General features: G+C 34.0%; 14 protein-coding genes and 7 pseudogenes. 5 read left to right on the forward strand and 16 right to left on the reverse strand.

The annotated features are described in order from the left end of the window. Window positions 1–5 precede the first annotated feature (5 nt). Window positions 6–386, reverse strand: a complete 381-nt coding sequence (locus MHH71_RS27135; protein WP_033799431.1) for a DUF6262 family protein — start codon at window positions 384–386, stop codon at window positions 6–8. Next, a pseudogene (locus MHH71_RS27140) lies at window positions 379–1,419 on the reverse strand (tyrosine-type recombinase/integrase); the annotation flags it as partial. The gene MHH71_RS27135 and the pseudogene MHH71_RS27140, both read right to left, overlap by 8 nt. 69 nt (window positions 1,420–1,488) lie before the next feature. Here MHH71_RS27140 and MHH71_RS27145 point away from each other — a divergent pair. Together MHH71_RS27145 and MHH71_RS27150 are read left to right on the forward strand one after the other, a co-directional pair. Next, window positions 1,489–2,175: pseudogene (locus tag MHH71_RS27145) on the forward strand (IS6 family transposase). 50 nt (window positions 2,176–2,225) lie between these two features. Further along, window positions 2,226–2,483 (forward strand): annotated as a pseudogene (locus MHH71_RS27150) (DDE-type integrase/transposase/recombinase); the annotation flags it as partial. A 92-nt stretch (window positions 2,484–2,575) separates the two neighbouring features. Here the strand turns inward: MHH71_RS27150 and MHH71_RS27155 are convergent. Further along, complete coding sequence (locus MHH71_RS27155; protein WP_240517025.1) at window positions 2,576–3,400, reverse strand: helix-turn-helix domain-containing protein; 825 nt, start codon at window positions 3,398–3,400, stop codon at window positions 2,576–2,578. A gap of 281 nt (window positions 3,401–3,681) precedes the next feature. Further along, window positions 3,682–3,867, reverse strand: a pseudogene (locus MHH71_RS27160) (DDE-type integrase/transposase/recombinase); the annotation flags it as partial. Between the two features lie 144 nt (window positions 3,868–4,011). On the opposite strand from MHH71_RS27160, the pseudogene MHH71_RS27165 reads away from it, so the two are divergent. Beyond that, window positions 4,012–4,328, forward strand: a pseudogene (locus MHH71_RS27165) (helix-turn-helix domain-containing protein); the annotation flags it as partial. 39 nt (window positions 4,329–4,367) lie between these two features. Here MHH71_RS27165 and MHH71_RS27170 read toward each other — a convergent pair. After that, window positions 4,368–4,828: pseudogene (locus tag MHH71_RS27170) on the reverse strand (IS6 family transposase); the annotation flags it as partial. A 566-nt stretch (window positions 4,829–5,394) separates the two neighbouring features. On the opposite strand from MHH71_RS27170, the gene MHH71_RS27175 reads away from it, so the two are divergent. Next, complete coding sequence (locus MHH71_RS27175) at window positions 5,395–6,471, forward strand: C40 family peptidase (RefSeq protein WP_276307160.1); 1,077 nt, start codon at window positions 5,395–5,397, stop codon at window positions 6,469–6,471. Between the two features lie 222 nt (window positions 6,472–6,693). Here MHH71_RS27175 and MHH71_RS27180 read toward each other — a convergent pair whose 3' ends face one another. From MHH71_RS27180 to MHH71_RS27220, 9 genes are all read right to left on the reverse strand, one after another. Next, complete coding sequence (locus MHH71_RS27180) at window positions 6,694–6,882, reverse strand: hypothetical protein (protein ID WP_003202969.1); 189 nt, start codon at window positions 6,880–6,882, stop codon at window positions 6,694–6,696. Window positions 6,883–7,636: 754 nt separating this feature from the next. Further along, window positions 7,637–7,768 (reverse strand): hypothetical protein, encoded by a 132-nt coding sequence (locus MHH71_RS27185; RefSeq protein ID WP_006097020.1) that lies wholly within the window; start codon window positions 7,766–7,768, stop codon window positions 7,637–7,639. Between the two features lie 24 nt (window positions 7,769–7,792). Continuing rightward, window positions 7,793–8,110 (reverse strand): hypothetical protein, encoded by a 318-nt coding sequence (locus tag MHH71_RS27190; protein ID WP_244268558.1) that lies wholly within the window; start codon window positions 8,108–8,110, stop codon window positions 7,793–7,795. Next, a complete protein-coding gene (locus MHH71_RS27195; RefSeq protein WP_006097022.1) occupies window positions 8,064–8,321 on the reverse strand; it encodes a hypothetical protein in 258 nt (85 codons plus the stop codon). The genes MHH71_RS27190 and MHH71_RS27195 overlap by 47 nt, the downstream gene beginning before the upstream one ends. A 10-nt stretch (window positions 8,322–8,331) precedes the next feature. Then, window positions 8,332–8,604: a hypothetical protein gene (locus MHH71_RS27200; RefSeq protein ID WP_033799764.1), complete on the reverse strand. Its 273-nt coding sequence runs from the start codon at window positions 8,602–8,604 to the stop codon at window positions 8,332–8,334. A gap of 13 nt (window positions 8,605–8,617) precedes the next feature. After that, entirely contained in the window at window positions 8,618–8,956 is a 339-nt protein-coding gene (locus MHH71_RS27205; RefSeq protein ID WP_033799364.1) for a hypothetical protein, read from the reverse strand. A 360-nt stretch (window positions 8,957–9,316) separates the two neighbouring features. Then, window positions 9,317–10,849 (reverse strand): hypothetical protein, encoded by a 1,533-nt coding sequence (locus tag MHH71_RS27210; protein ID WP_006097025.1) that lies wholly within the window; start codon window positions 10,847–10,849, stop codon window positions 9,317–9,319. Window positions 10,850–11,190: 341 nt separating this feature from the next. Continuing rightward, a complete protein-coding gene (locus MHH71_RS30720; RefSeq protein ID WP_006097027.1) occupies window positions 11,191–11,367 on the reverse strand; it encodes a hypothetical protein in 177 nt (58 codons plus the stop codon). Window positions 11,368–11,570: 203 nt separating this feature from the next. Then, window positions 11,571–11,936: a hypothetical protein gene (locus MHH71_RS27220; protein ID WP_006097028.1), complete on the reverse strand. Its 366-nt coding sequence runs from the start codon at window positions 11,934–11,936 to the stop codon at window positions 11,571–11,573. Window positions 11,937–12,412: 476 nt separating this feature from the next. Between MHH71_RS27220 and MHH71_RS27225 the strand changes: the two are divergent. Beyond that, window positions 12,413–12,786, forward strand: a pseudogene (locus tag MHH71_RS27225) (DUF6262 family protein); the annotation flags it as partial. 96 nt (window positions 12,787–12,882) lie between these two features. On the opposite strand, the gene MHH71_RS27230 reads toward MHH71_RS27225, so the two are convergent. Beyond that, on the reverse strand, window positions 12,883–13,542 hold the full coding sequence (locus MHH71_RS27230) for a serine/threonine protein kinase (RefSeq protein ID WP_033799765.1): 660 nt from the start codon (window positions 13,540–13,542) through the stop codon (window positions 12,883–12,885). Window positions 13,543–13,762: 220 nt separating this feature from the next. Next, window positions 13,763–15,025 carry a neutral/alkaline non-lysosomal ceramidase N-terminal domain-containing protein gene (locus MHH71_RS27235; protein WP_006097030.1) on the reverse strand — a complete coding sequence of 421 codons (1,263 nt, stop codon included), beginning with the start codon at window positions 15,023–15,025 and terminating at the stop codon, window positions 13,763–13,765. Window positions 15,026–15,200: the final 175 nt, after the last annotated feature.

Genomic DNA, 15,200 nt, shown 5'->3' on the forward strand with positions numbered 1-15,200 from the left:
ATTGACTATAAATTTTTATAAATATCTGCGTAAGCTACTTTCAGTTGTTCTCTTAGTTCTTTGTTTTCACCATCTAGCTTCTTAATGCAGCGCTGTAAAGAAGCAATCAGGGCATCTTTGTTATTGTCATCCATCTCTCGTTTGATTTGCTTCGATGTAGGTGCTTTCGCTTGTTGTTGTCGCAAGGATTCAATCCTATCACGCAACTCAAGGTTGTTATATAGCGTAGCTTTCGCTATGCCAGCCTCACTTGCCACGCTGTTGAAATTGATGTTCACGTTAGCTCGTACGAGCCGTTGAATGGGTTCATCGACCTTTTGATAGGTGGCAGACTTCCGTGAGGCATGAATCTTTTTTAACTGTTCTCTGCGGTCATAATCAGCCATTTTTTACACCTTGCTTTCTCTTCATGCGATCTTGTCTACCGAAGATGACATGTCCCTCACGGATATTGTCCAATATACCTTGGTATCGCTGTAAGTTCCGTTCGGGCTTTTCTGCCACGCCATCACGGCCATGCTGTTTTGCGACTTCTGCGGCTCTAGACGTTGTTTTTACGTGCATTTCGTATTTCTCTACACCCAATTCTGAAAATCCAATTGCCAAATCTTTGCACGGGCTTCCTCCATTGCACGTGAGGCAAGGTGGGGCTTCCATAAGAGGGCAATTCCCTTTCAACCTTGCATGACACGTCCCGTATGGGTTGTCCATTGCATTCAATTTATGATCCTGCCAGAGAGCTTGAAGGATGTCTTGTGGGATGTCTTCACCTGCTTTAATTTCTTGTACTTCACTGTTCAAGTCGAAACCGAATACACCCTGGTTTATGACAGATTCAAATGCCTTACGCTTTGTATTATCTAACAATTTGGCATACCGTAAGGTCATTTCAGGGCAAGCATGGGTTAATAACTCTTGCACTGTTAGAATGTCTGCACCGCCGTTCAACATTTTTACTGCGCAGGTATGGCGAAATTGATGATTCGTAAAATGAAATAAGTTCCCGTTCTCATCTACAATGTTTTTCTTGTAAGCTAATTTATTTAATTCAAGTCGAACCCAACATTGGGTATAAGGTTTCCCCTTCCTAGATCCACGATAACGTACAAAAATGAATTCCTCTGGATTATTGTCTTTGTTACTGTTTTCCGTGGACTCCTTAATGAGAACTGCGAGAATGTTTGCTAGCTCATCGTCAATTGGTATTCGATGTCCTTGTACATAGGTCTTCTCAATATCTGTAACTATAGAGTATTTACTGTTTAGTCGCTCTAAACAATCAAAGGTTAAGCCTAATACATCCGAAATTCGTAGACCTGTTTTAAAAGCTATCCATATAACTGGAATGACTTCTTTATGTAAATCGTTTCTATGCTTGAAGAGTTGTTTTAACACAAAATCAGGAATATAGTCAATTTGATCGGTTCTGTTGAAAAGTTTTCTAAATGAGGATACACTCTAGAAAAAAAGAAGCCAGGAGAATCAAAAATGAGATATTTTAAAGGGAAACAGTTCAAGAAAGATATTATTTTAGTAGCCGTGGGTTACTACTGTCGTTTTTCTTTAAGTTATCGCGATGTATCTGAACTTTTGAGAGAGCGTGGAATATCGGTTCATCCAACAACTATTATGCGTTGGGTTCATGAGTATGGAAATTTGATCTATCAAATCTGGAAGAAGAAAAACAAAAAGGGACAATCATCATGGAAATTAGATGAGACTTATATAAAAGTAAAAGGAAAATGGTGTTATTTATATCGTGCGATCGATAAAAAGGGATACACATTGGATATTCAACTTCGAAAAACACGGAATCATCAGGCGGCCTATTCCTTTATGAAAAGATTGGTGAAGGTTTTTGGAGAACCAACGGTTCTCACAACAGATAAAGCCCCAGCGCTACTTTGTGCGTTTAACAAATTAAAAGAACAAGGCTTTTATAAATGTACAACTTATTGTACCATCAAACATTTGAATAATCTTATAGAACAAGATCATAGACATATAAAGCGGCGCTTTGCCAAATCCGCAGGATTTCAAAGTCTTCGTCATGCTTCATGAACCTTAAAAGGAATTGAAACTGTTCACGCTTTATATAAACGGAACCGAAATCTGAGTTCAGATTTCGGTTTTTCGACGTACGATGAATTACGAAATTTATTAACAATCCCATAAAAGGAAGCGCTTTTGGCGGAATTCATATATTCTTTAATCAACTTTGCAACAGAACCGAAAAGAGCATACCTGATGGTATGCAACTTAGACAACAAAAGTACTTGAATAACGTAGTAGAACAAGATCATGGCTTTATAAAGAAGCGAATCCGTTCTATGCTAGGGTTCAAATGTTTTGACACAGCTACATCCATTCTTTCTGGAGTAGAAGCCATGCATATGATGAAAAAAGAACAGATTGATTTACAGAATCAGTCTGTTCAAAACCAGAAAGAATTCATCCATCAATTGTTTGGACTTGCAGCATAAGATATGATTCCGTTAGGAACATATGTGCTATATTCTTTTTTGTTTTATTTTTGCACCAGAACCGTCTGTAAAGACGTTAAGTGGTGAGTAGTTCAATTTTGTTTTTTAAAATATTTATCCTTAATTATTTTTATATATTGTTTTCTTTCTGTTAGTTCAAATATAAATAATGCTTTTTTTATGTCATTAAGACCATCTTTTTGAGGGTGTTCAAGCTTTAGTAAATTTGAACCTTTTTCAAAGTATAATTCACCTAGTAAGTATAAACTATTTATATTAATAGCTAACTTAATTCCCATATCACTATATTTTATTGCTTCTTCATGTTCACATATGTTATGTAAACACTTTGTTAAATTATAAATAATTTTTAATTGAATTTCTTTGTTTTTAGGGAAATCTATCTTATTAAAATTATTTAAAATTTTTTTTAATATATTAATGCTTTTTTCATATTCCTTATTTTCTGCGTGTATTACAGCGATTGAATGCACGATATTTATTTCTTTTTCCGATAAAAATTTACTATTGATTGAAGTTAGCTTTAATGCCTTATTTAAAATATCTAGAGCATTTTTTGTTGATCCATTTACATAAAATATAGCGAGTGCTTCATGCCATAGTAGAAATTGTTTATCGTCTTTTTGCAAGAAATTTGTTTTGTTTTTTTCTATTTTTACTATTTCGTAAAGTTCTTTATATTTTTTTTGTTTTACGCAATCTCTCATTACATACTTTACATTTTCTACATATTTTAATTTTTTATTTTTTGTTAGTGCAAATATATAATTTGGATCAATACCAAGTTTTTCAGCTATTTGAATTAACAATATGCTTGATGGATAAATAGTTCCTTTTTCTATTTTACTAATTTGACTTTGGGAACATATTCCTCTACATAATTCAGATTGAGATATGTTTTTTTAAATTCTGAGTTCTTTAATAATAGTACCAAGATCGTAAAATTCCATTTTATCCTCTTAAGTTCACAATTTAGTAGTATAACTCTTATAATAAGAATACACTAATTATTCTATTATTCAAATATTAATTTATCCAAAAGTGCAATTTATTTCTTTTTCTACAATTAACCGAAAGTAAACTTTTGTTTTTTTAACATTTACAATTTATTTTGGGTTGTGGTGCAAAGATAAAATAAAAGGGAATATAACTCATATATTTCTAGCGGCATTCTATTTTATGCTGTAAGCCCAAACCATCGATGGATGAATTCTTTCTGGTTTTGAACAGACTGATTCCGTAAATCAATCTGTTCTTTTTTAATCATATGCATAGCTTTCACTCCTGCAAAAATGGATATAGCTGTGCCAAAAGACTTGAACCCTAACATAGAACGAACACGTTCCTTAATAAAACGATGATTTTATCATGTTCCGACAGAAGTCTTCTTCCTCAAAAATGTGAAGGTGTGAAACACCAATTTTAGGTGGGAGATGAATGGCGGTAGGCGTAAGCCTACGTTTTTTAGTATGCTTTAGGTATCATACCAAAAAGTGAGGTGTAACTCATGTTAATAAATAAGGCATATAAATTTCGTATCTATCCGAGTAAGAAACAAGAAATATTAATTGCAAAAACGATTGGGTGCAGTCGCTTTGTATTTAACCATTTTCTTGCTCTGCCGAGCTAACTCAATTAAAAAACCTCGCAGATGCTTTTTCACGTTTTTTCAAGAAACAGAATGATATTCCACGATTCAAGTCTAAAAAGAATAAAGTTCAGTCATACACGACCAAGCAAACAAATGGCAATATTGCAATTGTAGGCAGCAAAATGAAATTACCGAAACTTGGCCTTGTCCGCTTTGCCAAAAGTCGTGAAGTGGTGAGTAGTTCAATTGAGATATCTAACTTGCCTTAGCTATATGCCTTCAGGCATATGCTTTTCTTCTTTCAACGTTCGAATTGCTACAGGGTAAGCGGGGTTCTTATCTACTGTTATCACGCGAGGTTTAGAAACGTAAGAAAGAGCACTTGGCTGCTTGTTTATCTCTTGATTTACTTAGATAAAAATCAATGGTATTCCCTTCTGAATCAGCGGCACGATATAAATACGTCCATTGCCCTTTTACTTTTAATATAAGTTTCATCGACCCTCCACGATTCATTTGTTGATGTAAGGTGATGTCGTACTTTCTCTTCTAATTGAGGTCCATATTGATGAACCCAGCGCATAATGCTTGTGTGAGCAATGGATAAGCCTCTTTCCTCCATCATTTTCACCAGGTTACGCAGGCTCAAATTGTACTGCAGATACCATTTTACTGTTAATAAGATCAGTTCAGACTGATAATATTTCCACTTGAATACGTTTTGCTTTTTCATACTGATCACGTCATTTTTTTTTAGATTACTAGTATCAGTATGTCTAAGTTCCAGAAGTTAGTTACATAAGTCTTATAGTTTTTGTACCAGAACCTGAATTCTTATGTTGATGGCAACGGGGCACTACCCCATTATATTGATATTTTTCTATTTTTGCTTAATTGACTTTGGGAATATGCTCCTCTACATAATTCAGATTGGAATATATTTTTGAATCGCGTTCTTTAATAATACCAAGATCATGAAACTCAATTTTTTCACTTATTTTTCACAACTTAGTAGTATAAGAATAATTTCTAACTTTCTATGTAATGTAAAATTAATATAGTCACAATGATTATAGTGCGAAAACTTCAAAATAATTGCAAGTAATCTCTTAAACTTGGACGTACTGATAGTATTACTCGAAAAAGGCGTGTGATTGGGGGCTTACAGAAAGGAATTGTGGACGGTAATTCGCATCCATATGGAACAGTGACAGAGGAAAGTCTTGTTGACGTGTTGCAACGTGCGTACAAGAATCAATGTTTTTAATTTAAAGAAAACTTAGAAAAAGGGTGAGGCATGTGAAAAAAGTAGTTGTTTCAGGTATTTGTGCAGCGCTAATGGGAACTAGCCTTCTTGCACAAAGTACATTTGCAGAACAGAATAATAATTCAAGTGAAAAACATGTAAAATCATTTGCGGTTAGTGCATCAACTAGCACAAGCCAAATAATAGATTTTGCCAAGAAACAGGTAGGTAAACCTTATGTGTTTGGTGCATCTGGTCCAAATGCATTTGATTGTAGTGGCTTCATTTACTATGTTTTGAAAAACAATGGAGTTAATATTTCTCGTACAAGTGTAGCGGGTTATTGGGATTCAAATGTAATCCAAAAAGTTTCCAATCCAAGACCGGGGGACTTAATTTTCCTTCAAAATACATACAAACCTGGTCCATCACACGTTGGAATTATGATTAATGATACGGAGTTTGTTCACGCTGCTGATGAAAAGACAGGGGTAACGATTTCTAATAAAAATAGTTCTTATAACAAACAGCACTTTTTGGGATATGGTAGAGTAGCGGGTGTTGTGGATAATGGTGGCGTGGAAGAAAATAAAGAACCATCAGGCTGGGCGAAAGATGCATGGAATTGGGGCCTACACAAAGGAATTGTGGATGGCAATTCACATCCACATGGAATAGTAAAAGAGGAAATTCTTATTCACATGTTACAACGTGTATACAACAACAAGGTATTCTCAGGTAATGGAAGCACAGTATCAGTTGCTGCTGATACTAGTTATCGAAATGGAGAACCATCAGACTGGGCACGAGATGCATGGAAATGGGGATTAGAAAAAGGAATTATCGACGGAAATTCTCATCCGCATGGAGAAGTGAAAGAGGAAATTCTTGTACACATGTTACAACGTGTGTACAACAACAAAGTATTCTCAGGTAATGGAAGCACAGTATCAGTTGCTGCTGATACTAGTTACCGAAATGGAGAACCATCAGATTGGGCACGAGATGCATGGAAATGGGGATTAGAAAAAGGAATTATCGACGGGAATTCTCATCCGCATGGAGAAGTGACAGAAGAGATTCTTGTACACATATTACAACGATGTGCAAATAATGGGGTATTCAAGTAATTAAAAAATCTGTTTCATATTGTATCAACCCCTGTCAGGTAGACAGGGGTTAAAAATCATAGTTAAAAAAACCTGGATTCGATACTCGTATGGGTTCTGTTGCAAAGTTTTCTAAGCGAAATTAAACTATCTAATAATAAAAAAGCTTCAACAGAGTAGAAACATGATTCCTCCCCCAAAAAAACTAGCGACTATAAGCCACTAGTTCAGATTGTCTTGAAGTTATTTTTCTTTCTTCTTTTTAAATGCCAAAACATAAAATAATATTGGGATTAAAAAATATGCCAATAACTGTCCCTTTCCATAAGGACCGCCCTTAATATCTCCTCCTGCTAGCTGCATAATAGATGATATTGTAAACAAAATTGCTACAACTAATGCCCATTTACGTTGAATTAATTTATTATTCATTTTTCTTCACTTGCTTTCATAAAATATTTTTTTCATACAATACCCATTATGGTAGTAATACCTATATTAATTAGGGTTTATTTCGTATGCGAATTTTTAAATAATCTACACTGATCCCCTATAAAAAGCAAAAAAACTCCCCTGAAAATTTCCTAATGCAGTCTTAGCTTGATAGTGATGTGGTTGTACCTCCAAGTATATTGTGTATTTCAATCCAATTACTATTTTACCATATTTAACTATATTGTTGTTAAGAAAGGTGAATTATTCGTACCACCAACATTTTAACGAAAATATACGCTAAGACAGTTTTAGGAAGCGGAAACTGAATTTTTTATAAGCTAAAGATATGCAGGATTTCATGCAGGTTGCGAGGACGATTTGAACTGCCAAATGCTGTTGTGACAGGAATGTATGAAATACTACATATAGAGAAGGGAACGGAAAGCTGGAAAACTTTTGGTATGAATGGTTTTCTGGGATTTAGTTACTGCTGATAATGATGCGTTATGTAAATTAGAAATGAATAGTATATGGGTTTCTTTGCCCATCCCCTCGAAATGGGGGAATAGCAAGCGGATTATTAAAAAATCCTTATAAACAAAGGATTTTAACGTCTTTTAAAAATGATTATGTCAAAACATATACATTTCAATTGAAATATTTCAAATAATTATAAGTTGTATTTTTGAAATGAAAAATTCTAGATTTATAGCTATGTCATAAGGTCTACCTTTTGACATGATGTATAAATTTAGCTAATTCCCCAATCTTGGGGATTTTGGCAAAAACACCCGAGTACAATGAAAAGAATAAAACCAAAAGCTAAAGGCTTATCGTTTGATTCTTTTGATTTAATTTCTTGCCCCTTATCTTTCATCTCCATACTGATACCACACCTTTTTTTATTTTACTCTCCTACTTCTTTTTCCTTTTTAATAAACCTTATAATTAAGTCTTCACCTTTGTATCTAGGGTCTAACTTAATCTCACCTTTATATTCAATTACCTTCACCTTATCCATGACAGTTATACTGTCATACAACTCTTGCTTTACCCATAACTTTTTAACTTTATCATCAACAATCAATTCTAAAGTAGGGTGTTCAAGGATAAGATACTCGGTCTCAACATGCCTCCCAAGAACAGGTGCTTCTATTGGCTTACCTTTCGCAACTAGTTCATCGTTTTGATACCCCTCTATTACTGACAAGACTATACAAAACAATACAAAACAACCAAAGTATATCCAATTTTTCTTTCTTTTTTTTCTTATATGCTTCCAGTTCTACAATATACGCTTCCAATTCATACTCTGTGTACCCCTTAACGTCTGTAGTCAAATAATAGTTTTTTCCAAACTTTTCACTTGTAAATGCTACATAGTCGTTTAAATACTCTGGGTCTTTCTCATAGTTTATAAATTTCTTTTCATCCATACTGCTACCCCTATCTGTCTTCTAGTATACCTACCCCTATTGTTATAAGAAACAAGACAAAGAGTATTAATAGTACTGTCTGTATCCTAAGACTGAATTTATTCTTAGAGCCTTCTAACACGCCCCACAGTATAAGTGGAGAGAGAAGAATACCAAGGAGAATAACAACAAACTTGTTAGTCTCCTTTTCTTTTGGTTTCTCTTCTTCCACTATACGTTCTACCCTGTTTGGTGCTTTTTCTAATGAAGTTGGAGTTTTCTTTTTCTTACGTCTATGATTCACTTCGCATACCCCTTTATTTTGTTTCATAGTTGTCTTTTATGAATACATCCAGTCTGTACTTCAACCCTTCTACTTTCATATTTACATCTACTTTGTCTGAGTAAGTTTTGCCTTTATAAGTGTAGTCTAATTCATAAGACGTATGAAACAAACCCACGAACAAACGCTCTTTCTTCTCTATTACCTCAACTGTTACAGGTTCACCTTTCCGTTGTACTTTAAACTTTTCTCCTGTCAACATGGCACAAATAAGAAAAGAAACAAAGATGCTTATTGCAATTAAAAAGAAAACCCAATACCTTATCTCTCTGTTTTCACTTTTCCGTCTTTCATTACGTGTACGTATATTCATCCCCCTTACTTTGAATCGTAACTATCGTACATAATGTGTAAGGATAATAAAGTTATTTAATTTCATCTCAAAAAATACAGTAGCCTTCTGTCTATTTGAATGACAGAAGGCTTTTAAAGTTGTTTAAAAATCTAGTAATGTCATAGAAAATGGATTTTTAATTAATAATAAAGTTGTTTAATTCTTATTGAATTAATGTTACTTTGTAACAAAGTTTGATTAAAAGGTGGCTGAAAACATTGATCTTATGGCTCAAGAAACCAACGTTTTTTGAAAATTGGGTTTTTAACCAATTCCTCTGGACTTTATCTTAATTGAGTCTATTTTAACTTCAAAATCTTTTGAACCAAAAAGCGAATTTTATTCTTCGATTTTCCAGGCTCGAATCACTTTTTCATTCCCTGTTACATACATCATGTTTTGATTGAAACATATATGACTTATGCTGCCTTTGAGCGCCTTGAAATATCGTGCTTCGCCGTCTAGGCTAAGTTCTATAAGAGTTCCGTTTGCTAATCCTAATACTAGCCATTGACTGTCTGGGTGCCATGTAATCGAATAAATCGCACTATGAAATGTTTTAAAAACTGGGAGTCTGAAAATGAACTTTCCAGTATGGGCATGTATTAAAGAAAATGAACTTGGAGAATACCGATCATCAGCTATACCGCCAATCGCAATATAGTTACCACAAGGGCTTACACTTAAACAATAAACCTTTAAATCCCCACCAAGTTCTGTAATCCATTGGAAGCTTTGGTTAGTTAATTCAATACATCCAATTCTTGACCCACCCATAATGTAAATGCAATTTTCCTGTTGAGAATATACCATAAATTCGATATAACCACTTTCGGAAAGGTGTATATTCTTTAAAAAGTCCTTTTGGGTTAATACAGGTTTCCACTTACGTAAATCTAGATCAACCTCTATGAGATGATACTTTTCGGGATTCAGGGCATCATTTAACCACGGATGTGATTGTACGGCTTCTTCTGAGATTCTTAATTTCGTTCCTTTTACAGTTGCTGGTTTGATATCAAAGTGAGTTTTCTCATGTAAATCTTTCCGAGGAACTAGCGCAATAAATTTATTTTCATTTTCCGATATCCATGTAAATGGCGGAGATAGCGGAAGAATATCAATCAAATTTAATGGATATAGATTACAAATAGCTACATGTGCCCGATATCCTTCTACTAAAGGTCCATCAGCTAAAAGTACGGAGTCATCATCTCTTTTAATCATTTCACGTCCAATATCAGTAATTTCATCAATACAATGAAGAGAACTTCCCTCGCGGATTTGTATTCCGGGTATATCCGAAACATACATTCCACCATCGTATGTATGTATAAATTTATCTTCGAAAAGGTGAACTAGATTGGAGTATCTTTTTCTCGCATTATCTTTCGCACAAAGTATACCTTTTTGCCGGTATAATACAGTGGGTTCAGCTATTTTATATGATAATAAAGAAACAGGTACAGATTGTTTCTTTTCTTCTGACGATAATTTATATAGTGGTTTAAGATCATGTGTATGGATCGGTGCATAAATGTTATCGCTTTGTATATCAAACATATCCCAGTTAAAAGCTCTTGCAATATCAAGACGAAGCTGCGTATAAAACCACAATGATTCGTCGTTGTTCAAATATTTCCAAGGTATACATGTTTCTATACAGTTACATAAATCTGAATCGATGCTATCCCCATTTCCATCAACAAAGGATAAATAAATCTCCATATAATAGTTCCCTTTTTCAAATAACCATTGAAAAGCAGATATTTGTTTGATTTCTAAAATGGAACTGAGGGGCTCGTTGCACTCTTTTAAAGTTTTCGTTTGCTTATAACTTGGGAGGTTGGCAATTCTAACATTTTGACTCACGTATATTTCCTCCTTCTACTAATTGATGTATTTCGCAAGTTAAAATAGAGTCATTTGTTAATTAAAATAGAGCCGGTTAGTATTAACTGCTCTCAAACGATTCTTTTGTTTCTAGCATTCTATAAGTACCAAAGATCATATTAATCACATGTGCACGATTGTCATCCAATCTGTTAATACAGCAGCTAATACTGGATTATGAAATACTTCTTCCCAACGTTCGAATGACTTGTGTTGATTTAGAACAATGTTTGATTAAAGAGTAGCTGAAAATATTTATTTTACCACAAAAAAATCCCTCACCTTTTTGAACAAAGATTGATCAAAAGACGAGGGATAAATTATACTGCATCATCAACATTTATAAAAAAGAGCGATAATTTCGAAAGACGAATAGTCAACCATGACCCTCTATTATTTTCATTTTCTGTATACATTGCTGCTGCTCCCCAACCTTTGGGATATCTTCTTTCGATTAATTCAATTGCCGCTTTATATATTTTTTGTTCTATATTCATTTTATGTCTCCCTGTCCGTTTCTTAATTTAATTAATATCTAAATATTCTTTTTTTCATTATACAAGATAAAAAGAAAAGGTGGGGTGAAATTCCAAACCACACCATCTTTATCACCAATTTTTTATCAAACTTTAATATAAATGATCAATCTATTTTATAAAACCACAACTAAAGCACCCGTTACGCTATTTGGCTAGATAAGTTATTTATCACAAAAATTGTCAATCGCTTGAATAGCTAGTTTCAACGCTTTTATTTTTCTTTCTAAAAGCGTTCTTTGGGGACTACCAGCCTTTGACTTATCATAAATGTTCTCAATTGATGGAAGCAAACTAGTAAGAACATTACAAGCTTCTGCTAAATCTTCCTGGGTGTAATAATGGGATCTTTGATTCCAAACGTTTTCTAGCATTGCTAAGGCGATGCAAACAGCTTTGAGTCGTTTCTTTACTAAGGTAGTATTTGCGCCTTTCTGAGTCATCTGTGACAAGGCATTTTCGAGTTTACTGATTGTCGATTGTAAAGATTTTATTGATTCCAATTTATCTACATTTGATACGTTTTCCATGTTAGTACTGTCCCTTCTTCGTTTCTGAATTATTTTGCTTGATACTTGATAAAATCGTTAAGAACCTGATTTCACTCGCAATATTTCAACATAAATAACCAACTCCCTTTGAGAGTGATTCTCAACGTTCTGGCCCAATTGTTGAGCACAAGTTAACTAACACTCTCCAACTAAGGGGAATGACAGAAATCCTATCACTACCCCAACTAACCTGCCTGTTAATCCAATAAGAATTAAACAACTTTTTTGTCACTTAACAAATAGGTTGTATCTGGGAACAAAAAGTAAGACTATGACCTATTTTTACACGTATCTCGGCTGAACCCCATGCTCATCAACTTAAGAATTTAGAATTACCCCAGAACGATAAAATTTTGCACAAGTTGCTCAATTTTATCGTTCTGGGGTAATTTATTTTTGTTAGGTTGACGGCCATGGGGACCCACCCACATTTTAACGAAAACATACGCTAAGCAAATTTCGACCGTGAAGAGCAACTAAGGCAGCTACACGAAAAAAGGAAACAGACAACTATAGCTAAGGTTGAGGAAGCTATAAAACGTCTAACCAAGAGCTCTAAAGCAATTAACTTCAATAGTGTGGCAGAAGAAGCCGGAGTGAGTAAAGCCACACTGTATAACCATACAGAGCTCAAAGAACCCATCAATTTCTTGCGAAATCAACAAGAAAAAGCATTTGTGAACTCTAGGATTAAACGGGACGAGAACAATCAAAATGCCGTCATCGCTTCTCTAAGTTAGAGAAAAAGAATAAAGAGCTTGAAGAAGAAAATAAGCAATTGCGTGAAAAAGAAAATGAAAAGCTTACTAATTACTTCATGAAGTTATAAAATTAGGACCGTACATATTAGACATATCTAAAATGTACGGTCCTTTTGTTTACTAGTGGTTCACTTATCTAACCTAAAGATAAGTATGTGGCCCTTTTACAATTTGAATTTCTTTTTAAGCTTCTTATATTTTCTATATGAACGTCTAACAATGTTTAACATGAAATACGGTATTTTAACAGGGAAAGGCAATTTATAAATGAAGGGCAAGTAAAATGTAAAATATGCCTTTTCTAGGTCTCTCCACTTACTATCTTCTTTTGTTTTTAAGAAATCAGATACATCGACTACATATCCCCTTCCGTTTTCCATCATCACATTTTTCCCGTGAACATCACAAGGAGTTAATCCTTGTTCCCTTGCATACCCTAAAGCTTCATTGATATCAAGGATTACCTGCTTAGGAATTTTAATCCCCTTATGAATGGCATCGTATAAGGTAATTTCTTTTAAACGTTTCAATACTATAAAATTTTCTCCTTTATATATAAGCTTCGAATAAGAAGGATGATTTCCGATTCTTCGGTATACTTCTGACTCTTTTTCAATTCCTTCTCCTTCTCGCGCGTAAACTTTCACTACCCAATCTTTGTATTCTTTGTGCATAAATACTGCAGCATAATTACCTGTCCCTAAACACTTCCAAAGTCTAGGAATATCTTTAACTACTACAGGCTCGAATTCATCCTCACTTCTTATGCTTATCTCTTTTAATAATTCGTTCTTTATCAATCCCACAAAACTATTTATACTCATCATTTCCACTCCGGTTTTGCTAAAAGGGGTTCCACCCCACATCGCTATCAAGCTAACAAAACAAAATTCCCCCTAAAATGAAAAAATACGCTATTCTTTCTATAGAATCATAGGAAAGGATAACATCTTTTTTGCTTTATAGATAGTGCAAAACCTTAGCTTGATAGTGATGGGACGTCCCCATTTGCTGAATAAGATATTTTACTTGATTATAAAAGCTTTAATTACTGTATAGTTTCATAACTTTGCTCACTATCAACTCAGCAGTATTCTCTTCTGGCGGCATCAATAGATTTGTACTTGGCCCATAAACCACAGGGTTTAGTTCCACTTCATACCCTCCGTATATATATTCCTCTTTTGTAGGTAGATAACCTAGATAACCATTCGTGTATCCACCAAAAAAAGCTAGTTCATTGTTCAGATTTTCTTTAATAGCTAGAGCTGTTTCTGAAAAAGGTTCCATTGGTATTCCAGAGAATGATCCATCATTGATTTGAAATAACTGAATTTCTAAATCAATTGCTAACTGTTTAATATTTTCCTTGTGCTTAGCAACAACAACACTAAGCCACTGATCAGTATTAACACCCCATTTCTTTTGAGCTAGTAGCGCCATTTTTTTTATCTCTTCAAGATCAGGAATATCCTTTAGTTTCATTTTCATTGTAGTTGAAATAGTATTCAGCTTTGAAATTAAATTATAAGTAACTGTTGGTAACATCGTTAGAACATTGCCACTCAATATGTAAGCCATGTGTTTTAACGCTTCCTTAGAACCACGGTATTTGGCATTCACATTTCCAGCTGCCCCCTGAACAATGATTACAGGACAGTTCAATGTTTGTTCTAGAATTTCCCTTGTCAATCCTGGATAATCTGCTGATAATATATCACTATCTGACTTTAAGACATTAGGATGAGCAGTACAAAATACAATAATTCCAGTTAGTTCTTTTGTTTTGTAGTTTCTGATTGCTAAAACGCCAATTCGTTTGTCTACAACTCCATTTTCATTTATACCCATTTTTACTTCTCCATCAGATGTTCTCTCTCTTCGATTCACTCCAATTTCACCCATCGTTACATTCCAACCCACCTCAGATAATTGCATATTATCATTTGCAATTATGGCTCCTTTAACCACATTATTAATTAGAATCGTTTTATAAGACTTTATCAATTGATCATCACCGACTGTTTCCGGACCAGAATGGGTATGAGTATAAACAACGGTTATGTTTTTGAATGGAACATTCAACTCATGTGCAACTTGTTCTCGAATTATTATTGTATCTTCTATTAACATTCCTATATTATCAATACTAACAAATACGGTCTTTGTTTGATTATTTTCAAACACATATACTGTTGTATAAATATGTTCTTCAATTTTACTAATCCCTGTTGGTCTATGATATCCAATAAAATCAATACCTAAAGGAGGTGTAATATCCACCTTACATATTCCTACTTTACTCATTTGAACCTCTCCAGTTATCTATGTAATTTGTTATGTAATTACTTTACGTCTTATTCAGCTAAGCTCTACTATTCTAGAATAAAAAATCTCACAATTTCTATACTTATTTTAACACTAATAATCTAAATATTATGATTAAAAATCCTTTATCACCCCAAATAGCAGTCACAATACA

Source organism: Bacillus sp. FSL H8-0534 (genome assembly GCF_038005885.1).
GTDB lineage: Bacteria > Bacillota > Bacilli > Bacillales > Bacillaceae_G > Bacillus_A > Bacillus_A pseudomycoides.